General features: G+C 68.0%; 25 protein-coding genes. 14 read left to right on the top strand and 11 right to left on the bottom strand.

The window, feature by feature from the left end; translation table 11 throughout:
- Positions 1-19 precede the first annotated feature (19 nt).
- The 3 genes from IRT45_RS05320 to IRT45_RS05330 are packed head-to-tail and all read left to right on the top strand — an operon-like array spanning position 20 to position 1,339.
- Positions 20-328, top strand: a complete 309-nt coding sequence (locus IRT45_RS05320; RefSeq protein ID WP_194804766.1) for a hypothetical protein — start codon at positions 20-22, stop codon at positions 326-328.
- Positions 325-756, top strand: coding sequence for a hypothetical protein (locus IRT45_RS05325; RefSeq protein ID WP_194804767.1), 432 nt, complete (start codon positions 325-327; stop codon positions 754-756). The genes IRT45_RS05320 and IRT45_RS05325 overlap by 4 nt, the downstream gene beginning before the upstream one ends.
- Positions 746-1,339 carry a TetR/AcrR family transcriptional regulator gene (locus IRT45_RS05330; protein ID WP_194804768.1) on the top strand — a complete coding sequence of 198 codons (594 nt, stop codon included), beginning with the start codon at positions 746-748 and terminating at the stop codon, positions 1,337-1,339. Before IRT45_RS05325 ends, IRT45_RS05330 begins: the two co-directional genes overlap by 11 nt.
- A 20-nt stretch (positions 1,340-1,359) precedes the next feature.
- Here IRT45_RS05330 and IRT45_RS05335 read toward each other — a convergent pair whose 3' ends face one another.
- The gene (locus IRT45_RS05335) at positions 1,360-1,530 is read right to left on the bottom strand and encodes a hypothetical protein (RefSeq protein WP_157104017.1); all 171 of its coding nucleotides are present in this window, start codon (positions 1,528-1,530) and stop codon (positions 1,360-1,362) included.
- A gap of 137 nt (positions 1,531-1,667) precedes the next feature.
- Between IRT45_RS05335 and IRT45_RS05340 the strand changes: the two genes are divergently transcribed.
- The 3 genes from IRT45_RS05340 to IRT45_RS36660 all read left to right on the top strand — a co-directional run bounded on the left by IRT45_RS05340 (position 1,668) and on the right by IRT45_RS36660 (position 5,323).
- Positions 1,668-2,705, top strand: a complete 1,038-nt coding sequence (locus IRT45_RS05340; RefSeq protein ID WP_194804769.1) for an AraC family transcriptional regulator — start codon at positions 1,668-1,670, stop codon at positions 2,703-2,705.
- A 294-nt stretch (positions 2,706-2,999) separates the two neighbouring features.
- Positions 3,000-4,772: an FUSC family protein gene (locus IRT45_RS36655; RefSeq protein ID WP_309240806.1), complete on the top strand. Its 1,773-nt coding sequence runs from the start codon at positions 3,000-3,002 to the stop codon at positions 4,770-4,772.
- Entirely contained in the window at positions 4,772-5,323 is a 552-nt protein-coding gene (locus IRT45_RS36660) for a MarR family winged helix-turn-helix transcriptional regulator (RefSeq protein WP_228533685.1), read from the top strand. The genes IRT45_RS36655 and IRT45_RS36660 overlap by 1 nt, the downstream gene beginning before the upstream one ends.
- An 85-nt stretch (positions 5,324-5,408) precedes the next feature.
- On the opposite strand, the gene IRT45_RS05350 is transcribed toward IRT45_RS36660, so the two are convergent.
- On the bottom strand, positions 5,409-6,509 hold the full coding sequence (locus IRT45_RS05350; RefSeq protein ID WP_228533741.1) for a glycosyltransferase family 4 protein: 1,101 nt from the start codon (positions 6,507-6,509) through the stop codon (positions 5,409-5,411).
- A 951-nt stretch (positions 6,510-7,460) separates the two neighbouring features.
- On the opposite strand from IRT45_RS05350, the gene IRT45_RS05355 reads away from it, so the two are divergent.
- The 5 genes from IRT45_RS05355 to IRT45_RS05375 are packed head-to-tail and all read left to right on the top strand — an operon-like array spanning position 7,461 to position 9,934.
- The gene (locus tag IRT45_RS05355) at positions 7,461-7,784 is read left to right on the top strand and encodes a hypothetical protein (RefSeq protein WP_309240807.1); all 324 of its coding nucleotides are present in this window, start codon (positions 7,461-7,463) and stop codon (positions 7,782-7,784) included.
- Positions 7,781-8,542 carry a F0F1 ATP synthase subunit A gene (gene atpB / locus IRT45_RS05360; protein WP_174372335.1) on the top strand — a complete coding sequence of 254 codons (762 nt, stop codon included), beginning with the start codon at positions 7,781-7,783 and terminating at the stop codon, positions 8,540-8,542. The genes IRT45_RS05355 and atpB overlap by 4 nt, the downstream gene beginning before the upstream one ends.
- 56 nt (positions 8,543-8,598) lie before the next feature.
- Positions 8,599-8,850: a F0F1 ATP synthase subunit C gene (locus IRT45_RS05365; protein ID WP_025352811.1), complete on the top strand. Its 252-nt coding sequence runs from the start codon at positions 8,599-8,601 to the stop codon at positions 8,848-8,850.
- An 8-nt stretch (positions 8,851-8,858) separates the two neighbouring features.
- Positions 8,859-9,359: a F0F1 ATP synthase subunit B gene (locus tag IRT45_RS05370; RefSeq protein WP_036524281.1), complete on the top strand. Its 501-nt coding sequence runs from the start codon at positions 8,859-8,861 to the stop codon at positions 9,357-9,359.
- Positions 9,359-9,934: a hypothetical protein gene (locus IRT45_RS05375; RefSeq protein WP_194804771.1), complete on the top strand. Its 576-nt coding sequence runs from the start codon at positions 9,359-9,361 to the stop codon at positions 9,932-9,934. Before IRT45_RS05370 ends, IRT45_RS05375 begins: the two co-directional genes overlap by 1 nt.
- Positions 9,935-9,982: 48 nt before the next feature.
- Here the strand turns inward: IRT45_RS05375 and IRT45_RS05380 are convergent, their stop codons facing one another.
- Positions 9,983-10,849: an NAD-dependent protein deacetylase gene (locus IRT45_RS05380; RefSeq protein WP_194804772.1), complete on the bottom strand. Its 867-nt coding sequence runs from the start codon at positions 10,847-10,849 to the stop codon at positions 9,983-9,985.
- 222 nt (positions 10,850-11,071) lie between these two features.
- Between IRT45_RS05380 and IRT45_RS05385 the strand changes: the two genes are divergently transcribed.
- Positions 11,072-12,481 carry an ATP-binding protein gene (locus tag IRT45_RS05385; protein ID WP_309240808.1) on the top strand — a complete coding sequence of 470 codons (1,410 nt, stop codon included), beginning with the start codon at positions 11,072-11,074 and terminating at the stop codon, positions 12,479-12,481.
- 1 nt (position 12,482) lies between these two features.
- On the opposite strand, the gene IRT45_RS05390 is transcribed toward IRT45_RS05385, so the two are convergent.
- The 8 genes from IRT45_RS05390 to IRT45_RS05425 form a co-directional block, all read right to left on the bottom strand.
- A complete protein-coding gene (locus IRT45_RS05390) occupies positions 12,483-13,175 on the bottom strand; it encodes a response regulator transcription factor (protein ID WP_194804773.1) in 693 nt (230 codons plus the stop codon).
- A 40-nt stretch (positions 13,176-13,215) separates the two neighbouring features.
- Positions 13,216-13,830, bottom strand: a complete 615-nt coding sequence (locus tag IRT45_RS05395; protein WP_194804774.1) for a hypothetical protein — start codon at positions 13,828-13,830, stop codon at positions 13,216-13,218.
- A gap of 103 nt (positions 13,831-13,933) precedes the next feature.
- Positions 13,934-14,698 carry an IclR family transcriptional regulator gene (locus tag IRT45_RS05400; RefSeq protein WP_194804775.1) on the bottom strand — a complete coding sequence of 255 codons (765 nt, stop codon included), beginning with the start codon at positions 14,696-14,698 and terminating at the stop codon, positions 13,934-13,936.
- A gap of 63 nt (positions 14,699-14,761) precedes the next feature.
- Positions 14,762-15,496 (bottom strand): hypothetical protein, encoded by a 735-nt coding sequence (locus tag IRT45_RS05405; protein ID WP_194804776.1) that lies wholly within the window; start codon positions 15,494-15,496, stop codon positions 14,762-14,764.
- A gap of 15 nt (positions 15,497-15,511) precedes the next feature.
- Entirely contained in the window at positions 15,512-16,213 is a 702-nt protein-coding gene (locus IRT45_RS05410) for a hypothetical protein (protein WP_194804777.1), read from the bottom strand.
- A 131-nt stretch (positions 16,214-16,344) separates the two neighbouring features.
- A complete protein-coding gene (locus tag IRT45_RS05415; protein WP_194804778.1) occupies positions 16,345-17,190 on the bottom strand; it encodes an alpha/beta fold hydrolase in 846 nt (281 codons plus the stop codon).
- 70 nt (positions 17,191-17,260) lie between these two features.
- Positions 17,261-17,608, bottom strand: a complete 348-nt coding sequence (locus IRT45_RS05420) for a DoxX family protein (protein WP_194804779.1) — start codon at positions 17,606-17,608, stop codon at positions 17,261-17,263.
- Positions 17,609-17,666: 58 nt separating this feature from the next.
- Entirely contained in the window at positions 17,667-18,086 is a 420-nt protein-coding gene (locus IRT45_RS05425; protein ID WP_194804780.1) for a hypothetical protein, read from the bottom strand.
- 369 nt (positions 18,087-18,455) lie between these two features.
- Between IRT45_RS05425 and IRT45_RS05430 the strand changes: the two genes are divergently transcribed.
- Positions 18,456-19,448 (top strand): quinone oxidoreductase, encoded by a 993-nt coding sequence (locus tag IRT45_RS05430; RefSeq protein WP_194804781.1) that lies wholly within the window; start codon positions 18,456-18,458, stop codon positions 19,446-19,448.
- A complete protein-coding gene (locus IRT45_RS05435) occupies positions 19,445-20,338 on the top strand; it encodes a TauD/TfdA family dioxygenase (RefSeq protein ID WP_194804782.1) in 894 nt (297 codons plus the stop codon). The genes IRT45_RS05430 and IRT45_RS05435 overlap by 4 nt, the downstream gene beginning before the upstream one ends.
- Positions 20,339-20,366: the final 28 nt, after the last annotated feature.

Here is a 20,366-nt window from a genome sequence, read left to right on the forward strand (position 1 = left end):
GTATGAAAGGGTGTGCGCGATGTTTCGTCTCGTGGAAGTGCTCGGTCTGTGCGCGCCGCTACTGGGAGCGGCGATCGTGCTGTACTACCGCCGGCGACTGGGGCGCGCCTTCGGCAGTGCGGTACTCGCCGCGGTGGTGGCGGTGATCGGTTCGGTGGTCGGGCTGGTCACGAGCCGGGCGATGTGGTTCGGTTCCGGTGGCGCCGAGGGCATGACACATCGCATGGAGTTCGGCGCCGGCGTCCGCAATCTCCTCCTGGTGCTGGCCTGGGCGCTGTTGCTGGTCGCCATCCTGCGCCGTCCAGCGCGGCCGGAGCAGGCGCGATGAGCAGCGCGCAGGTGGTGTTCGGCGCCGGTGAACTGGCGGTGGTGGTGCTGGCAGGGGTTTCGCTGGTGGCCGCGTCCCGAATGGTGCGCGGCTATCGCACCGCCGGGTTGTCGCTGGCCGCGGCGGCGGTGGTGTGGCTGGTTGCCGAGGGCGTACACCTGGTGCAACTCGAAGCCGTCCTGCCCGCCTTGCCGGGGCCGGACCACGAATCGGCCCGCATGCTCGTCACCCTGCTCGGCGACACCGTCTACTTCGGTCTGGGCGGTGCCGGGGTGCTGCTGCTCTTCTTCGCGGCCGTCGTGGAGCGGCCTTGCCGGGACGACGGCCGCCGGGAACCGGTGGCGCTGGCGCGTCGAGTGGGGGCGCGGGCGTGGCGCTACTATCGGGCTCGCGAGCAGCGGGAGAGGAGTCGACGCGGTGGGCGTTGAGCGGGCAGCGGCGGACGCAACCGCGACGGACCGTCGTGGCCACCTGCTCGACCGGCTGGCCGATGTCATCGCCGAGGATGGTATCGAGGGCGTCAGCATCCGCACACTGGCCGCGCGCGCCGAGGTGTCGATCGGTACGGTGCAGTACTACTTCTCGACGAAAAACGATCTCCTGCACCGGGTTTGGGAGTACGTGCGGGACGAGGCGGCCCACCGTTTCGATGCCGCGGCGGTGGCGCAACTCCCGCCGGAGCAGCGTTTGTCCCGCCTCGTCGACCTGCTCATCGCCCCCGGCAGCGAGGATCGCCTCGCCCGGGTGTGGTTCGCGCTCGTCGCGCGCGCCGCCCACGACCCCGAGATCGCGGCGCTGCATCGTGCCCAGTGGCAACGCACGGAGGATCTGATCGCCCGGGCACTGGTCGCCGTGAACCCGGAGCGGGCCGCCGAATCCGGTGACGCCGCAGCGGAACTGCTGGCGCTGCTCGACGGGCTGACCCTCGCGGTCCTCACCGAACCCGATCGCATGCCGCCTGCCCGGGCACGCCGGATCGCGCGTGGCTGGACCGATCGCTGGGTGGGCTAGCGACCGCCGCTCGTGCGTTGTCAGTGCACCCGTGAGGAATCCGGAATCAGCCGGCCTTCCTCGACCAGCACTCGCAGCGCGGCGCGGCGGCGCGGGCATTCGTCGGTGCGGCAGCCCCGGTGCATCTGCATGATCTGATGGGCCTTCTGCGGGGTGAGGTCGAGCGGTTCCATCCAACAGGTGCTGAACATATCCACGGTGTAGTCGCCCTCCTCGATCCCTGCCTACCCATCGGCCATCCCGTGCCGATGTCGGTCTGTCGAGGTTATGCCCCCACTTTCGGGGGCCGGAATGTGCCGAACGGACCGAATATTGGTAATTTCGGACTGTGGTTGGGATCGGTACGCCGTCCGATGTGTTGCCGCACGGCAGCGTCAGTGTGCGAATGATGGTCAGTGTCGGGCTCGCGCATGGATTGGACGAACCGCTGTTATTGGCGGGCACCGGAATCGAACCCGCGGATCTGGCCGATGAACAGGTGCGAATTTGGCCGGATCAAGAATTCGCTGTCGCGCGCAATCTGATTCGCGCGCTCGGCGACCGGCCCGGTCTGGGCGTGCAGACCGCCGCGCAGGCCTCCCTCGGCAAGGCCGGTCTGGTCGGCCTCGCGGCCCTGGCCAGCGCGACCATGCGCGATGTGCTGAACATCGCGGTCCGCTACCAGGATCTGGTCTCGGTCTCGGCGCGCTATCACCTGGAGGAGTCCGAAGGCGACGAGGTCGCACTGGTGGCCGACGGCTCGGGAATACCGGCGGACCTGCGCGGATACTTCGTCGAACGCGAGGTGGCGCTGATCTTCGTCGCTGAGCGGGCGCTCGATGTGACCATCCCCGCCGTACGCCTGGAACTGGAGCTGGGTGCCGATCGGGCCGCCGCACTGGCCGAGTTCACCTCGGTCGACAACATCCTCAGCGACTGTCCGCGAACCGCGCTGGTACTGCCGCGCTCGTTCCTGGAACTGCGCATGCCACATGCCGATTCGCATACCGCGAACCTGATCGAACGGCAGTGTCGCGAGGCGCTGCAGGTGCTGCTGGACGGCGGCTGGAAGTTGTCGACGCTGGTCCGCGAGCGCCTGCTGCGCGATCCGGGTTCAGTGCCGTCGATGGCCGAAGTAGCCGCTGAGCTGCACATCAACGTCCGAACGCTGCGCCGGCAGCTCGCCGCCGAGGGCGCCAGCTTCCGGGGCCTGCTCAACACCGTGCGGGAGAGCACCGCGGCGGAGCTGCTGCGCGCCGGGTCGACGGTCGAGGATGTGGCCCGCCGGCTCGGATATGCGGAAACGGCCAATTTCACTCATGCCTTCACGCGGTGGATGGGGATGTCGCCGCGGGCATACCGCCAGTCGCTGACTCGAAATCGATAGCGAATCGTGTCCTGACCCGTATTCGGATTTCAGGAATCCGTGATTTTCGGTGCCCGAAACAATGTGTGGCACGGTGTCCCGGATAACTCGCTACGGCCTTTTTCGCTGCCCACATTCTGCATTCGCAATATGGCGACCGAATGCCGAAGAATTGCGCTGCCCGGCCGCCGACGTCCGCGCTCGACCCGGTGGCGCGCTCGGGTCGTCTGCTGTCCGGTCCGTCGCCCCACCTTCCGCGGCGTGAGTGCTGCCTGTCATATAGTTTCCTAGTAAAATACCTGTTAACCTTCTTGGGTGTCGCATCGTGCTCCCGCCTCCTCACCCGCCGGTTTCCGTACCACCCTGCGGATGCTGTCGCTGCGCGGCGCCTTCCGGATGCGACCGGTCGCCGACACCTGGTATCAGGCGGCGCTGTGCGCGGTGATCGCCATCGGCGGGCCGGAGGTCGTGCTGCTGGCCACCGGGCAGGTGCAGCTCGCCTTCTACACCAGTGCCGGCGGTCTGTGCGCCCTGTACGGGCACGGCCTGCCGTATGCCGCCCGCGGCCGCACGCTGGCCTGGGTGGTGCTCGGAATGTTCGCCGGCACGGCGGTCGCGTTGACCGCGTCGGCGCTGATCGCCTCCGCGGCGGTGCGGGTCCTGGTGATCGCGGTGCTGGCCGGGCTGTACAAACTGGTCTGCGATGCCTCCCGGATGGGGCCGCCCGGCAACATCATCTTCACCTTCGTGGTCTCCAGCGCGGCCTTCATCCCGCAGCGTGCCGGGCAACTCCCCGGCCACCTCGCCCTGATCCTGCTGGGCGGCGTCCTGGCGTGGTGTGTCTGTATGGCCCCCGCGCTGATACGCCCGCACGGACCGCAGCGCCTCGCCGTGGCGCGCGCTCTCGAATCGACCGCTCGGCTGCTGCGGGTGTCGCTCGGCGATGCCGGAGTACCGCGTGCCCGGCACGACGCCGCGGTCGCCGTGCAGGCCGGATGGACCGCGCTGGCCCGGGTGCCCGCGACCGCCCGCACCGCGGCACAACGCACCGCGCTGGCCGGTCTGCTGGCTCGCGCCGAAACCCTCGCCGCCACAACCCGGCCCGCCGATTCCGGGTTGTCCCGGTATCCCTCCGATGCCGGAAGTGCCGGAGCGGAAAAGGATTTCACGACAACCCGGGAGCGAACCCGAATCGACGCCGAGTCGGGCGCCGACACCCTCGAGCAGTCCGCCCGCACTCTGCGCCGCGGCCGCGAGATACCCCGGATCCATTGCGCCGCTGCCGAAGAGTCCGAGATTCGCGGTATCGGCCTCGGCCGAACCGGTGGCACCCGCGGCCCGGCGTTGCGGCGCGTGGGACGGGCCTTCCTGCCCGGCGCCGCCGGACTGCCGCTCGCCGCCCGAGTCACCCTCGGTTCCGCGGCCGCGGGCTGGATCTCGTTGGGGCTGGGCGTGAATCGCCCGTACTGGGCGGTGATGACCGCCGCCGTTCTGATCGTCGCCAACACCGCGCAGTCGTGGCAGCGTACTGTGCAACGCGTGCTGGGCAATCTGGTGGGTGTCGCGCTGTTCACGGCGGTGGCGCCGTGGGCGCACAGCGCCGTCGCACTGGTGGTGATGGCTCTGGTCTGTCAGGTGATCGTCGAGGCCACCATCTCCCGGAACTATTGGGTCGCTTCGGTGTTCATCACACCGATGGCCCTGGCGATGGTGGAGTTCGCCACTCCGCGGCCGGCCTCCGAACTCGGACTCGATCGCTGGCTCGACACCTGTGTCGGCGCCGTGATCGCCGTCCTGATCTGTTTCGCCGTACCCAATCGCCGGGTCACCGACCGGGTGGCGGCGGCGCTGGGCGAACTCGATGCCGCGATCGGCCGCGCCCGCCGGGCGGTGGACTCCGGTACCGGTGGTCCCGCCGCCCGGGCTCGGCTCGCGGCCGCCCTGATCGAGGTCCGCACCTGCGCCGACACCGCGGCGGGGGAGTGGTGGAGCGCCCCGCTTCCCGACGAACGCATCATCGCCGCGGAACGCACCGGACATCAGCTGCTGGATCGGTTGCCGGTCCGGACCCTGGCGGCGGTGTCGTGATGACCGCGCGGAACCCGGCCCGAACGCGCGGTGCCGTCGCGGAGAACGCCGACGATGCCGTCGCCGAGGTGATGCGGCAGTGGGCGCAGGCCGCGCCCGAGCTCGATGTGAGTCCGATCGCGGTGATCGGCCGCATCACCCGCTGTGCGGCGCTGCTGCAACAGGTCGCCGACGCACCGCTCGGCGACGAGGACCTGGCGCGACCGGAATTCGACATACTGCTGGCGCTGCGGCGCGTCGGCGGTGAACTCACGCCGGGCCGGCTGGCACGCGAAACGTTCGCCTCGCCCGCGGCTGTCACCAAACGGCTGCGGGGGCTGGAAGAGCGCGGGCTCGTCGGCCGACGGGCCGATACCCGGGACCGGAGGGTCTCCCATATCGCGCTGAGCGCGGACGGCCGTGCGCTGATCGATCGGCTGATGCCGCGCCAGCTGGCCTACGAGGCGGGATTGCTGTCCGGACTACCGGACGCCGACCAGCGCGAACTCGCCCGAATTCTGGCCGATGTGCTGGTGCGGTGGGAAGGGCGGTTCGGCGGCTTGCCCCGCTGATTCCCGCGACGGCTCGGCCGGCGAGGACGCCCGCATCCGGTCGTGCGAGGACCGCGGACCGGATGCGGGTGGATTCGCCTGCGAATCAGCCGTTTCCGACGGCCGAGAGCGGGCGGATCAGGGGAACGCCGTCGGATGCGACGGGTACCGGGACGGCGAGTTTGTCGATCGCCGCGTAGTAGGCGGATTCGTATCCGGCGCCCAACTGGTCGACGGAGAACTTCTCCACCACCCGGCGCCGGCAGGCGGCCGGGTCGATCTCGTCGGCCGCGGCGATGGCCGCGGGCAGTTCGGCGGGATCGTCGCAGATGATGCCGGTGACGCCGTGCTCGACGACCTCTTCGACCGCGCCGCCGCGCAGAGCCACCACCGGGGTGCCGCAGGCCATCGCCTCGATCATCACGATGCCGAACGGCTCCTCCCAGCGGATCGGGAACAGCAGGCAGCGCGCCGAGGCGAGCAGCAGCCGTTTCGCGATCTGATCGGCCTCACCGAAGACGAAATCGGTGTCGCGCAGCAGCGGCCGCACCGCGTTCTCGAAGTAGGCCTTCTCCGGGGGCTCGTTCATCTTCGCCGCCAGCACCAGCGGGATCCCCGCCTCGTGCGCGGCGTGCAGGGCCAGATCGGGACCCTTGTACGGGGCGTAGCGCCCCAGAAACAGGCCGAAGTCCTGTTTGCGGGTCTGGAACGGCCATTCGGCCGGGCGGACCGTGTTGTAGACGCGGCCGACCCAGTTGAGATTCTCCGCGAGTGAGCGCTGCCGATCGCTGATCGCGACGAACTGCGCGGTATCGGTCAGCGAGCTGTAGTACTCCTGCGCCTCCCCGTCGACCGGACCGTGCACGGTGACGACGGTCGGAATGCCGAGGGCGGTGTACATCGGAGCATTCAGCGGCCCCGCGAAGGTGTGGTCGTGGACGACATCGATCCGTTCGGTCTGCGCCAATTCGGTGATGATGCGCCGAACCTTGAGCGCGTTGAGCACCTCCGGGAACGGATCGCCGAGGCGATCGGCGAGGATGTCGTCCCATACCCGGATGAACCGAGCGGTAGTCCCGGAGCGGCCGGCGCCCAGCAGGGTCACCCGGTGCCCGCGTGCTACCAGTGCGTCCGCCAGTTGAGCCACCACGGCTTCGACGCCGCCGTAACCGGCAGGCGGCACTTCGAAGTACGGCGGTGCGACCATCACGATGTGCAAGGGCGCGCCGGATTCGTGGAGCCGGTAGATCAAGGATTCCGAGTCCGCCAGTGAAGCGTCCTCCAAGGAGGCCGAGTACGCCGATTCCGGATAGTGCAGGGAGTCGTCGTACTCGACGGGACTGGAGCCGGACGGACCCGAGGAATCCGAGCCTGACGGGTTACTGCTCATGGTACTGCCTCCTCAACGTGTGAAGCTGCGACCAAGCATGGCGAGAGACCAGAAACCACCAGGCGTCTCTCGGGAACTTCGGTTTCCCTCATCGGGCGGGCCGGAGCGACCCGGTGGGTGATGTACCCAGCAGACGTCACGGTAACCCCTCGACAGTAAATTGTCCGGGAATGCCTGGTAGAACACGAAATTTGTGCGACCCGACCTGGGCCGACGGGTGGGATTGCCGAGCGGTAGGACATCGCGGCGGACCGTGTCGCCGCCCCTGCCGGGGTGTCCGGGGCCGGCGGCGGGCCCGGCGGTGGCACCCTCGGACGGCCGGCGTGGGCATACATGGCGCACATATATATAAGGCATAGATAGATCGACGAATTGAAATCTCGACAATTCGGGCAATCTAGACAAATTTCCATTGTGACGCGCCGACGATTTTACTGTTTCACGCCAGAGTATTGACCGTTGATTTACCATTGCCGCGCCGCTGCGAGCGGCGTCCGAATGTTCCGGAAAACGCCCTCATTTGCAGGTCGTACGGCGTAGAAGACGATAGCCGGTCGATGACTGAGCCTATTCGCCCGGAGTGTCCGGCGCAAAATTCAAGATCAAGTATATGAAGATCAAAAATGTTGCTACGCAAGAAGGTTGGTCTGTGTAAGCTGACCTCGATCACGACCTACTACGAGGTGGGATGGCGGCGATGGTGGTGTCGCAGTGAGTATCGACAAACTCCGGCTGCGCCGTGCGAGCTATATGGTAGCCGCATTCGGTGTGCTGGCTTTGGTGGTGACCGGTCCGCTGGATCGGTTGATGTTGGGTGTTTTCATCTGTATCGGGCTGGGGCTGGGATGGCTGAACGCGCAATTGACATTGCGGTCGGTCACCGGCATCACCCGCTCGGAATCGCCGAATAAGCAGGCGCTGGCCTTGTCGACGGCCGCGCGGCTGATCATCGTCACCGTGCTGGCGATCATCGTGGCGTTCCTGACGCGCCCGAACGGTGTGGGCATCTTCTTCGGACTCGCGTTGTTCCAGGTGATCCTCGTCTTGCATACCGTCGTGCCCGAGTGGAGAGGGCTCCGTCAGCAGTCATGAGCAGCACAATCGCGACGATGATCCTGGCCGATGAAGAGCCGAAGATCGAAGTAGGTCACCACGCCACCACCGAACTCTGGGGATTGACGTTCAACGTCGACACCATCCTCTCGACGGCGGTCGCCGCGGTGATCGTCATCGCCTTGGCTCTCTTCCTTCGGATGAAGATCACCTCGGGCGTACCGAACGGCGTCCAGTTGTTCTTCGAAACCGTCACCGTGCAGATGCGCGGACAGGTGGAGTCCGCGATCGGCATGCGTATCGCGCCCTTCGTATTGCCGTTGGCGGTAACGCTTTTCACCTTCATCCTGCTGTCGAACTGGATATCGGTGCTGCCGATGCAGTACGGCCGCGGCGAATTCATCTTCCCGCCGGCCTCCGATGTCAATTTCGTCTACGCCCTGGCATTGTTCGTCTTCGTCTTCTACCACGCCGCGGGTGTCAGACGCCGCGGTCCGGTGACGCATGTGAAACAGTTGCTGAAGGGCCACACGGGGTGGGGGCCGATGGTGTTGATCAACATCATCGAAGAGATCGCCAAGCCGTTGTCGCTGTCGCTGCGATTGTTCGGAAATATGTTCGCCGGCGGCGTCATGGTCGCGGTGATCGCGCTGTTCCCGTACTGGATCGCGTGGGGCCCCAACGCCATTTGGAAGTTGTTCGACTTGTTCGTCGGCGCCATTCAGGCGTTCATCTTCGCTCTTTTGACCGTCCTCTACTTCAGCCAATCCATGACGCTGGAGCACGAAAACCACTGAACGGCAGTCCCGATCGGCCCCACCGATCGGTCAACGTTGGAGAACAGGAAGAGAAAATGGCAGCAGATCCAGCAATCGTCCAGGGTGCCCTCATCGGTGGTGGCCTCATCATGGCCGGTGGCGCCATCGGCGCGGGTATCGGTGACGGTCTGGCCGGTTCGGCACTGATCAACGGCGTTACCCGGCAGCCCGAGGCCGAGGGCCGGTTGCGCGGTAACTTCTTCCTGACCGTCGGTCTGGTCGAGGCCGCGTACTTCATCAACCTCGCGTTCATGGCGCTGTTCGTATTCGCAACTCCCGGTAAGTAATCGGCGAGATGTCCGCGCGAACCGATGTGGTGGCCGAGGGGAACTTCCTCATCCCCAACGGCACCTTCTTCGTCGAGCTGATCATATTTCTGATCGTGCTCGGAGTCATCTGGTTCTTCGTCGTTCCGCCGATCCGCAAGGTGCTGACCGAACGCGAGGAGCGGGTGGAGGCGACCGCCGCCAACGCCAAAGAGGCGAAACAGGTCTTCGCCGACGCCCAGGCGAAGTATGAGACGGCGCTGGAACAGGCCCGTACCGAGGCGGCCGACATCCGCAACGAGGCACGGGCCCAGGGCCGGGCGATCATGGACGACCTGCGGACGCAGGCACAGCAGGAGGTCGACGGCATCGTCGCCGAATCCGCTGCTCATCTGCGCGCCGAGGCCGACCGCGTCAAGTCCGAGCTGCGACTCGAGGTCGAGCCGCTGGCCCAATCGCTCGCCGATCAGGTGGTCGGTGACAGTCGCCACGCCGGCACCGCCGGTCGTAGGAGGGGCAGGGATTCGTAATGATTGACACCAGCGGCGGTGTGCTTGCCGCAGGCGGATACCAGATCACCTTCGACTGGCCGGTCTTCTTCAGTCAGCTGTTCGGCTTCGCCGTCATCATCTTCATCATCTGGAAATGGGTCGTCCCGCCGGTGAAGAGGTTGATGGCCAAGAGTCAGGACGCGATCGCCAAGCAGCTCACCGAAAGCGATCACGCCGCACAGCAGTTGGAGGAAGCCAAGCGCTCCTACGCGAACGCCCTCACCGAAGCGCACACCGAACTCGAGCAGATTCGCGCCGACGCGCGCGCCGACGCCGAGTACATCGTGGCGCAGATGCGAGAAGCGGCCGCGGCGGAGGTCGAACGGGTGCGACGCCAGGGCCGCGATCAGGTCGCGCAGCTGCGTCGCCAGATGGTGCGCGATCTGGAAACGGATCTGGCGGCCGCGATGCTGGCGATCACCGAGGAGAAGGTGCGCGACCAGGTGGCCACCCCCGAGGCGAAGTCCGACAGTATCGAACGGTTCCTCGAGGACCTGGAGATCCTGGCGAACTCGTCGTCGGGCAAACGGCAGGCCCAACCGGGCTGGAACTGAACATCGTGTGCGAGTAGCCGGTGGACCACGGTCCACCGGCTACTCGTTTCACACGGAGACGGCGGCGGGCGGAATCAGCGCGTCGGCGAGCGCCGCGAGAGTGGGCGAACAGCCGGAATCGATACGGACGGTGGCCTTTTCGTCACCGCGGGTGGCGCCACGGTTCACGATCACGACCGGCTTACCGGATTTCGCGGCGCGGCGGACGAATCGCAGCCCCGACATGACCGTCAGCGAGGAACCCGCGACGATCATCGCGTCGGCCGCCTCGACCATCGAGAACGCCTCGGCCACACGATCTTTCGGGACGTTCTCGCCGAAGTAGACGATATCGGGCTTCAACATGCCGCCACAGACGGCGCAGTCGACCATGCGGAAACTGCCGGTCTCGCGGACCACGGCATCGGCGTCCGGCGCCACCTCGATACCCGTCGCCGTCGCCAATTCGGCGAAGCCGGGATTGGCCGCCTCCAGCCGGTCGGCGAGTGTCATGCGCGAGATCAGGCCGTGACACGACAGGCAGCGCACCCGCGCGTACGTGCCGTGCAGATCGACGACCGCGCGGTGCCCGGCCTTGGTGTGCAGCAGGTCCACGTTCTGCGTGATCAGCCCGCCGACCACGCCCGCACGTTCGAGCCGGGCCAGCGCGCGATGGCCGACATTGGGCCGCGCCGCGTCCATACGCCGCCAGCCGACGTGATTGCGCGCCCAGTAGCGCTGCCGGAACACCGGATCACCGACGAACTGCTGATAGGTCATCGGATTGCGGGGCGGTGAATCCGGCCCGCGATAGTCGGGGATACCGCTGTCGGTGGACATGCCGGCCCCGGTCAGGACCACGATCCGCCGGCCCGCCAGCACCTCCACCGCACGATCGAGGCCGGCTGTCGTCGGCAGAGTCGCGAGCTCGGACATGAATCCAGGTTACGAGCCCGGGCGCGATGTTCTCCCAGGGCCTATTCGATGACGCGGACCAGATCGTCGTCCGCCTGCTCCGGGTTGGTCACGTGGTAGTCCTTTCCGGGCCGCGAGCCGGCGACCGTCTCGACACAGGGACGGCGGCATTCTGCCCGCTCGTCGCTGAGACGACGCTGAGATCGTGACGGGCGAGGCCGTCGCGGGCGATGATGGGCCGTCGTGGTCGATGATGGGTGGGTGCATCGGTTCCGGCGCTGGACACATCCGTCGCGGTGGGGAGTGCGGATCCGGTCTGCCCTCGTGTCGGCCCTGGCGGTCGGTGTCGTGCTGCTGGTCGCCGCGGGCGCGATGGTCTGGTTGTTGCACCGCTCGCTGATCGACGAACTCGACGGTGCCGCCCAGGCCCGTGCCGCCGAGATCGCGGAGACGCTCGAACACGACCCGGCTCGGGTGCGCGAGCTCACGCGCGCGGAGGACGGGCGCATCGCGGCGGCCCAGGTCGTCGCGCCCGACGGAACGGTGATCTGGGGATTCGACGATCCGCACGGAATACTCGCCACGCCGCCGGCGGGAGCCGGACGCGCGGTCGGCCTGTCCGCCGCACCCGGATACGACGAGGACTTGCGGGTCGCGAGCCGTGTCGCCGAGACGCCGTCGGGCCGGTACCGGGTGCTGGTCGCGGTCGACACCGAATCGGTCGAGCGGGCGGTCGCCCGGGTCGGCGCATTGCTGGCGGTGGGGGCGCCGATCGTGGTGCTGGCCGCCGCCGCGGCAACGTATCTGCTGGTCGGCCGGTCACTGCGGTCGGTGGAGGCGATCCGCGAACGGGTGGCTCGGATCGGCGCCACCGAGCTGTCCGACCGGGTACCGGTACCGGCGCCGCGCGACGAGATCGCCCGGCTGGCCGAGACGATGAACGATATGCTCGCGCGCGTCGAGGCCGGACACCGGGCCCAGCGGCGCTTCGTCGGCGACGCCTCCCACGAATTGCGCAGTCCACTCGCCACGGTCACGGCCGCACTGGAATTGGCGCGTCACCGTCCCGAGATCGTGGACGCGGAACTGATCGACGGCACGCTGCTCCCGGAAGCCGAGCGCATGCGCCGGCTGATCGACGATCTGCTGACCCTGGCCGCCGCCGACGAGCAGGGACTCGAATTACGCACCGGCGACGTCGATCTCGACGATATCGCCCAGTACGCGGCCGCCGCCGCTCGCCTGCGAGGGGAGACAACGGTCGAGACGGACATCCGTCCGACCCGCATCGTCGGTGATCCGGAGCGGTTGGCGCGGGCGCTGCGCAATATCGTCGACAACGCGGTCGCCCATGCGCGTTCGCGGATTCTGATCGTGGCCGCGGAGAATTGCGAGCCGGGAGCGTCCGGCGCCCGCATCGTCGTGGACGATGACGGCCCGGGCATTCCCGCGGCGGACCGCACGCGGGTATTCGATCGTTTCGTGCGACTCGAGGCCGACCGATCCCGGACGACCGGAGGTTCGGGTCTCGGGCTGGCGATCGTCGCGGAGATCGTGGCGGCCCACGGAGGCGCCGTGCGCGTGGCCGAATCACCGTGGGGCGGAGCGCGATTCGTCGTCGATTTGCCGCTGACCGGACCGCCGGACCGGTGACTCAGTCCGGTGCGGCAGCGACCTCGGAGTCGATCAGCCGATAGCCGACTCCGCGCAGGGTTTCGATGCTGTTGCTGCCGAACGGCGTATCGATCTTCTTGCGCAGATAGCCGATATAGACCTCGACGACATTCTCCGGGCCGTCGTAGTGCGCATCCCAGACGTTGCGCAGGATCTCGGTTTTGGTGAGGGCGCTGCCCTTGTGCCGCAACAGGAATTCGAGGAGCCCGAACTCCCTGGGTGTCAAAGCCAATTCGGCACCGGCGCGGGAGGCCGAGCGCCGCCGCGGGTCCAGTCGCAGGTCGCCCGCGGCCAGAATCTCGGGCTGCTGTGGTGTGCGGCGGCGCAGCAGGGCGCGCAGGCGCGCGGTGAGCACGACGAAGGAGAACGGCTTGGTGAGATAGTCGTCGGCGCCCAGATCCAGCGCGTCGGCCTGGTCGTAGTCGCCGTCCTTGGCGGTGAGCATCAGCACCGGGGTGGAGATGTCGCGTTCACGCAGCCGGCGCAGCACCTCGTAGCCGCTCAGTTCGGGCAGCATGATGTCGAGCACGATGACGTCGAAGTCGTCCTCGGTCGCCCACCACAGGCCGTCGGTCCCGGTATGAGCCTGCTGGACGACGAAACCCTCCAGCTCCAAGCCGCGCCGCAGGGTCGCGGCGAGCCGGGGCTCGTCCTCGACCACCAGCACACGCATCTCCCCAGCATGCCCGACGCGTATCGGGGCCTCGGGGGCACTACCACCAGATGCCCGATTCGACGACCCACACGCCGCCGTTGTTCTTGCGGGCGGGCTGGGACAGGTGCAGGGAGACGCGCTGTCCGTTCGGTCCGGTCGCGACGGCGAGGTAGGCGCCGTCGTGGGCGATCGTCGGCCGCGACCAGCCGAAGCGCCCGGAGACGAAGGCGCGCGCGACGGCATCCTCGTCCAGCCGCCACGGCTGGTGACCGGCGTCGGCCGACTGCTGCAACTGTTCGGCCGCCTCGCCGCTGATGCCTTCACCGGGGAAGGCGGTGCCCGCCGGTGGCCGGTCGCCGGCGGGCGGGCTGGACGGAGAGACGACGGGAAGCTGGGCCGTCGGTGCGGCGGGTACTTCGTCGAGTCCGGACGGCGTCGGCTCGGTACCGCCGGAGCCGTCGTCGGTTTCGCCGGAGGTGTTCGCGGCGGCCGCTTGCGTCATCGACCGGTATCCGACGGTATTCGGTCCTTCCGAGGCCGGTGAGTCGGTCGAGCAGGCGACGAGGGTGGCGGCGACCGCGACGCCGGTCGCGACGGTGACGATGCGGAGTATGTCCGTGGCCCGGAGCTGCCGGTGGCCGGAGAAAAGAGGGAGTCGAGTGTGGGAGCGCATGGGCGGTCTCCTGAATGCGATCGGTGCCGTCATCGTGTGATCCGCGCGCGATCGGTGAGTGTTCGCGGCGGTGCGGCGGGTCGGCGCGATCGAGACCACTCCGTCATCGTGACGGTCGCGGGCGATGGTGATCGCTCACCTGCCGCGACCACGGCGTCAGCCCGCCGCGGATCTCGGCGGCCGCTGCCCGCACCCGCGGTGCGATCCGCCGCAGCGCCGCCGGACGATCACAGACGACACCCACCGCCGCCGACGCGTCGACGGCCACGGCCACCGCGGACAGCCCGGACCCGAATTCGTCGTCGTCGTAATCTGTTGCGCGACTGCCTATTCGATGGAGACGTCGATGCAGGGCCGCGAGATCGAATCCGGGCTCGACATCGGTCACCCGCGCGTCGACATCCTCCGGCGGCAGTTGCGCCAGCGCGACGCGGCCGAGGGTGCTGCGATGGGCCGCCACCCGGGTCCCGACCCGGGTGGGCACCGCCGTCGCGGCCCGGCCGCCGAGTTTGTCCAGGTAGAGCACCTCCCCGCCGTCCAGCGCCCCGAGATGGACGACGGCGGCGGTAGCCAGCAGCAATTCGTGCAGTATCGGCGCCGCGCAGGCACGTAGGCGGGACAGTCGCGCGGTGTCGGCGTTCCACGTGCGGACCCGCCGGCCCAGCGCGTAACCGTCCGCGCCGTGGGTGAGCCACTCCAGTTCGATGAGCTGCCGCACGATCCGATGCACGGTGGCGCGCGGCAGGCGGGTGCGGACGGCGATCTGGCCGAGCGTCAGATGCCGATCCGGCACCCGGAACAAGTCCATCACCAGGGTGGCGCGCTCGAGCATGGTCAGAGGCAGCTGAACTGCGGCTACCTCGGACATGTACCGATGGTAGGAGTCGCCCGTGGTGCGCGACGGCCAAGTTATCCATTCGGTACGCCGGGCTCACCCGCCGGATCCGGACGCCGATCCGGCGCCGAGGCCGTTCGCGGATCCGCTGGGCAGTTGCAGTTGTGCGTCGGGTGCGCCGGTGCCGTTCGGGTCGAGCATTCCGCCCTGTCCGGCGTAGGAGCTCTGTCCCGGTGGGGCCTGCAGGACCGTGAGGTAGTTCCACAATCCCGCCGCGAGCGCACCGCCGCCGACCAGCACCGTCCCCGCGACACCGCCCGCGCCGGCGAATGCCAGGACGGCCGCCGGAATCGTCGCCAGACACCCGGGACCGACCACCAGGCAGGTACTCGCTCCGACCGCGGCGCCGACGAGGGCGCCCAGCACGGTGCCGACGACCGTCCCGATCACCGGCCCGCGCGACATGGTGGTCGCGAAATCGTTGAGCGCCAACTGGTTCTCCATCGCGGAAGCCGCGGGGCGTCCGGCGATAACCGGTGTCATCGTGAGGGTTCGCCCGCCGTCGCCGATGCGGGTGTCGATGCGGTGGGCGATGCCGTCCACGGTGAAGCTCGCAGGCAGCGTCGCGACGGGAGTGCCGCCCACGGTCACGCGGACGGAACCGTCGGCACCCGCGCTGAATGCACCGGTGGCGAAGCCGCTGAGAACGATTGCCCCCGAGACGGTTTCGATACTCGGCGCGGGCGGCTCGGCGGTCGCGGTGGCGACGGTGACGGACGCGGTCAGGGCAGCGGTGGCCGCGGTCAGCGCGGCGATCGTACGGTGGGACATCGTCGCCTCCCGCGCTCAGCGACCGGTGTCCGGCACGCCGGGCCGGCCACGCAGATCGGGGGCGTATTCGCTGGTTCCCGGCGGTGCCAGCAGCGTCGTGACATAGCGGTAGAGCCCCACGGCGGTGGTGGGACCGCCGCCCAGCACCAGGCCCGCGACACCGCCCGCGGCCCCCGCGAGGCTGACGATCGGCAGCACCGCGACCACGCAGGCGACGCTCAGCACCGCGCACGAGGCGCCCGCGAGCGCGATGCCGAGCCCGACGCCGAGGACCGCGCCCACCGCCGTGCCGATCAACGCGCCGACGGACGTGCCGATACTGACCGCGTTGACCAGGTCGTTCATCGCGAGCTGGTTCTCCAGTGGGGAGGCGGCCGGGGTCAGGGCAGCGCGGCGCAGGCCCGCGGTGTCCGGTGTCAGCGTGAGGGTCGTCGCATCCGCGCCGATCTGCTCGCGGATCGGCATGCGCTGGTCGCCGATCGCGTACGCCAGCGGCAGGGCATCGAGCACGCGTCCCGCCTCGTCCCGGACGGTGACCGTAGTGCCGGCGGGGTCGACGGCGAAGGTGCCGTGCGTCAATTCGACTGTCACCGAACCGCTGTCGGTGGTTTCGGCGTGGTAGGTGACGACGGCCGGGACCGGATCGGCCGCTGCCGTCCCCGCCGCGGCCAGTGTTGCGGCGCAGACTGCCGCGATCGTCGAGATCCGAATCTTCATGGGGCGCCCCCTCGTCTCGATCCACCGGGCGCTCGGGACGCCCGGCCCCGGTTCGGGTGCGGTGTCGCACGCGACGTGCGGGGAGCCGGACCGTAGCGCGGCGGATTCGGAAGCGTCCGAAGGCGTCTCGCTCAGCGAGACAGATGTTCCTTCGTCGCCGGGAGTCCGGCCAGGAAGGTGGTGATCGCCGAGGTCACGGTCTCCGGATCCTCGACCATCGGCAGATGTCCGCAATCACTGAGGACGAGACGCTCACGTGGACACAATGTTTCGTCGAGCCGAGCGCCGGCGGCCGCCGACAGGATCCGATTGCGCCGGCCCCAGACGGTGCATATCGGCGGAAACTCGGGACCCGGAGTGAATTCGTCGAGCGCGGCGAAGGCGGGGAAGTCCTGCACCAGCCGGTCGAGGGCGAGCAGTCGGCCGCGATCGCTCCAATACGCCTGCAGGCGTGGGTCTTTCTGTAATTCCCGGTCCCGCCCGCGCGGGCCCAGTTGATGGGCGACGATCAGTGCGACGAGCGCCTTCGGCAGCGCGAGCCGCCGGGCCAACGGCGCGAGCGGCGCGAACCGGTCGAACCACATCAGCGGCGCCTGATCGCCGTGCCGCACGGTATTCCAGGTGAGCGGGTTGATCAGCACCAATCCGCGCACCCGTGCCGGATCGCCGATCGCGAAACCCAGCGACGTCGCGCTGCCCAGGCAATTTCCGACCAGCACCACCCGGTGCAGCCGGTGCTCGTCGAGAAAGGCCCGAAGCATCGCCACATAGTCGGCGAGCCGATATCCCTGCGGCTGTTCCGATTCCCCGTATCCGGGCAGATCCACTGCGAATACCTCGTAACGGCCCCGCAACGACGCCACCTGGTCGTCCCAGATCCGCCGCTGGGCGCCCGCATTGTGGATGAAGACGATCGGATCGCCGTGGCCCGCGTGGTCGTACACCACGCGCCGCCCTCGATATACGAATTCCGCCACGACTCCTCACATCTACGAACATCAGTGTTCGTAAGTGGGTACGGTACCGCACCCGCGCAGACCTCGCTGCTCAGCGGGCCAATTGCAATGCCAGCGTCGCCGCGGCCGGAATCAGATACAGGCCCGGGAAGATCGTGGTCCCGTAGGAATGGGCACGCACGGTGGTCGCCATCGCGCCGAGGAAATACAGAATCAATCCCACGGCCGCGGCCACTCCGACCGCTGGGACGAAGAAGCCCGCCACCAGCCCCAGCGCCCCGGCGGATTTGGCGAGGGCGAGCCAATTCCACCAGCTTCGCGGCACGCCGTACTGGTTCAGCGGTTCCACGACGAATTCGCTCTTGTTGAACAGTGAATAGCCGGAGAATCCGATCCACAGGGCCGCTGCGGTGCCGACGATGTAATACGCGATGTTCATACCGGTGTGACGACGTGGCGGGCCGCAGTGTGACACGGCGCCGCGGGCGATGGTCCGATCAGCGTCGCTGCAAGGTGATGCCCGCGATCGAATACGGGGCGTCGATCGAGGTCGCGGCGGCATTCACAGTGCCTTCCCAATAACCCTGCGGTGCGTCGACGGCATGCAGATCCCAACCCGTCGGCATCCCCTCGAACGTCACGTAGGTCTCATCGGGGCCGGCCGCGTTCTGGCGGCCGGTCTTCGAGGAATTCCCGCACACCAGCGTCACGGTCGCGCCGTCCACGAAGACCTGCAGGTCGCAGTTGTGCACGGGCGAGCCGATCATATTGTCGGGGTGCTGGGTGATGTGGTACGTCCCGGCCGGAAGGATCCCGTTGCGGGGAACTGCGGGGTCGTCGGCGGAGGCGGCGGCCGGCACCGCGGAAAAGGTGGCGGCGGCGAGTGCGGCTCCGGCCGCGGCGCGTCGAGCATTCATGGTCCGGCTCCATCGGTCGATCCATCGAAATCAGCCGGATGCCGGAGTCGTCTGGGCACCCGGGTCGCTCTGGTGGGAGGATTCCCCGCTCCCGCAAACGAAACCAGCGACACCGACATCGGCGCGGTGGCGCCGCATGCGACTGGTGATCATCGTGCGGACGAACTACCGCTGTCCCGAGATATCAAGTTTCAGGTCTCGGTGAGGTAAGAATTTGCGCCTGTCCGGGCCTACCGTTGAAGGCATCACCCGGTGCCGGACTCGGCGGTGAGCCAACCGCCGCAGCGGATGCACCGAGACAGTGCGGACCGCAGATCGCGAGCCCTCGCGGCGTCGATGCGCCGGTCCTGTCGGAAGAGGAGATGTCCTGTGCCACAAGCCTTTCGTTACTACGAGACCGGAGCGCCCGAGGTGCTGCGGTGGGAGAGCGTGGAAGTCGGCGATCCGGGGCCGAACGAGGTGCGGATTCGCCACCGAGCGGTGGGCCTGAACTTCGCCGACACCTATTTCCGTACCGGGCTGTACCCGGCGCCCCTGCCCGCCGGGATGGGCGTGGAGGGTGCGGGTGTGATCGAGGCGGTGGGCCCGGGTGTCACCGACTTCGCCGCGGGTGACCGGGTGACCTATACGGGCGGTCCGCTGGGGGCCTACAGCACGGAGCGCGTGATGCCGGCCGAACATCTGATCGCGCTTCCGGACCGGATCGGCTTCGACACCGCGGCGGCGATGACCATGCGCGGTCTGACGGCGGCGTATCTGCTGCGCCGGATCTACCCGCTGCGTCCCGGCGATACGGTGCTGTTGCACGCCGCCGCGGGCGGGGTCGGGCTGATCTTCACGCAATGGGCAAAGCTGCTGGGCGTCACCGTGATCGGCACCGTCTCCTCCGACCGGAAGGCCGAGATCGCGCGGGCCCACGGCTGCGATCACGTCATCGTGTACACCCGGGAGAACGTCGCGCAGCGCGTGCGCGAACTCACCGACGGCGCCGGTGCCCGCGTGGTCTACGACAGCATCGGCAAGACGACCTTCGAATCCTCGCTGGATGCGCTGATGCGGCGCGGGATGCTGGTGTGTTTCGGCACGGCCTCGGGTCCGGTGCCGCCGATCGACGCCATGACACTGGCCGCCAAGGGTTCGCTGTTCGTCACCCGGCCGGCACTGGCCGATTACATCAACGACGCGGCCGAACGCGCCGAACTGGCCGGGGAGCTGTTCGCCCACGTCGCCGCGGGCCGCATTCGCATCGACATCAATCAACGCTACGAGCTCGCGGACGCCGTGGCCGCACACCGCCATCTGGAACAGGGCACGAGCATCGGTTCGTCGGTCTTCACCGTGGGCCGGGAAGGACAGTCATGACAAGCATTGCCCCCGTGCATCTTTCGGCGCGCTGCGCGCCGTTCGGCGTGCGACCGCTCACCTGCACCATCGGCGCGGAGCTGTTCGATCTGGACCTCGCCGAGGTGGCACGCGACGACACGCTGTTCGCCGCACTGAAGCAACTGCTCCTCGAACACAAGGTGTTGTTCTTCCGGAATCAGAACATCAGTCGCGCCGAACATGTCGCTCTCGCACAGCGTTTCGGGCCGCTGGAGGGCCATCCCGTACTGGGCAGTGACCCCGAACATCCCGGCCTGGTTCGCATCTACAAGGATCTCGACAGCGCGCCGGAACATTACGAGAACGCCTTCCATTGCGATGCGACCTGGCGCGAGGCCCCGCCGATGGGGTGTGTGCTCCGCTGCGTCGAGACGCCCGCGGTCGGCGGCGACACCATCTGGGTGAATATGGCCGAGGCGTATCGCCGACTGCCCGAGTCGGTGCGCTCGCGGATCGCGGATTTGCGGGCGCGCCATTCCATCGAGGCCAGCTTCGGCGCGATGCGTCCGGACGAGGAACGCCTGCGGCTGCACGAGCAGTTCCCGGATGCGGAACATCCAGTGGTGCGCACACATCCGGAAACCGGCGAAAAGGTGTTGTTCGTCAACGCCTTCACCACACACTTCGTCAATTACCACACGCCGGAGAATGTGCGCTTCGGCATCGACTACGCGCCCGGTGCCTCGGAACTGCTGAACTATCTGGTCCGGCAGGCGAGTGTCCCCGAATATCAGGTCCGCTGGCGGTGGACCGAGAACAGCTTCGCCATCTGGGACAACCGCTGCACCCAGCACTACGCCGTGCAGGACTACTTCCCCGACGTTCGCAAGATGGAACGCGCGGGAATCATCGGTGACAAGCCGTTCTGAAAGTCATTTCACCACAATCCATTTCGAT

This window comes from Nocardia sp. BSTN01 (assembly GCF_015354405.1).
Classification (GTDB): domain Bacteria; phylum Actinomycetota; class Actinomycetes; order Mycobacteriales; family Mycobacteriaceae; genus Nocardia.

Excerpts from the sequence above, each read along its gene's own strand:
- IRT45_RS05380 (WP_194804772.1), bottom strand. The coding sequence starts at position 10,849 with ATGTCCGAGCTCGCGACTCTGCCGACGACAGCCGGCCTCGATCGTGCG.
- IRT45_RS05375 (WP_194804771.1), top strand. The coding sequence starts at position 9,359 with ATGATTGACACCAGCGGCGGTGTGCTTGCCGCAGGCGGATACCAGATC.
- IRT45_RS05395 (WP_194804774.1), bottom strand. The coding sequence starts at position 13,830 with ATGCGCTCCCACACTCGACTCCCTCTTTTCTCCGGCCACCGGCAGCTC.
- IRT45_RS05410 (WP_194804777.1), bottom strand. The coding sequence starts at position 16,213 with ATGAAGATTCGGATCTCGACGATCGCGGCAGTCTGCGCCGCAACACTG.
- IRT45_RS05400 (WP_194804775.1), bottom strand. The coding sequence starts at position 14,698 with ATGTCCGAGGTAGCCGCAGTTCAGCTGCCTCTGACCATGCTCGAGCGC.
- IRT45_RS05335 (WP_157104017.1), bottom strand. The coding sequence starts at position 1,530 with ATGTTCAGCACCTGTTGGATGGAACCGCTCGACCTCACCCCGCAGAAG.
- atpB (WP_174372335.1), top strand. The coding sequence starts at position 7,781 with ATGAGCAGCACAATCGCGACGATGATCCTGGCCGATGAAGAGCCGAAG.
- IRT45_RS05420 (WP_194804779.1), bottom strand. The coding sequence starts at position 17,608 with ATGAACATCGCGTATTACATCGTCGGCACCGCAGCGGCCCTGTGGATC.
- IRT45_RS36660 (WP_228533685.1), top strand. The coding sequence starts at position 4,772 with ATGACCGCGCGGAACCCGGCCCGAACGCGCGGTGCCGTCGCGGAGAAC.
- IRT45_RS05425 (WP_194804780.1), bottom strand. The coding sequence starts at position 18,086 with ATGAATGCTCGACGCGCCGCGGCCGGAGCCGCACTCGCCGCCGCCACC.
- IRT45_RS05325 (WP_194804767.1), top strand. The coding sequence starts at position 325 with ATGAGCAGCGCGCAGGTGGTGTTCGGCGCCGGTGAACTGGCGGTGGTG.
- IRT45_RS05350 (WP_228533741.1), bottom strand. The coding sequence starts at position 6,509 with ATGGTCGCACCGCCGTACTTCGAAGTGCCGCCTGCCGGTTACGGCGGC.
- IRT45_RS05320 (WP_194804766.1), top strand. The coding sequence starts at position 20 with ATGTTTCGTCTCGTGGAAGTGCTCGGTCTGTGCGCGCCGCTACTGGGA.
- IRT45_RS05370 (WP_036524281.1), top strand. The coding sequence starts at position 8,859 with ATGTCCGCGCGAACCGATGTGGTGGCCGAGGGGAACTTCCTCATCCCC.
- IRT45_RS05365 (WP_025352811.1), top strand. The coding sequence starts at position 8,599 with ATGGCAGCAGATCCAGCAATCGTCCAGGGTGCCCTCATCGGTGGTGGC.
- IRT45_RS05435 (WP_194804782.1), top strand. The coding sequence starts at position 19,445 with ATGACAAGCATTGCCCCCGTGCATCTTTCGGCGCGCTGCGCGCCGTTC.
- IRT45_RS05405 (WP_194804776.1), bottom strand. The coding sequence starts at position 15,496 with ATGTCCCACCGTACGATCGCCGCGCTGACCGCGGCCACCGCTGCCCTG.
- IRT45_RS05390 (WP_194804773.1), bottom strand. The coding sequence starts at position 13,175 with ATGCGTGTGCTGGTGGTCGAGGACGAGCCCCGGCTCGCCGCGACCCTG.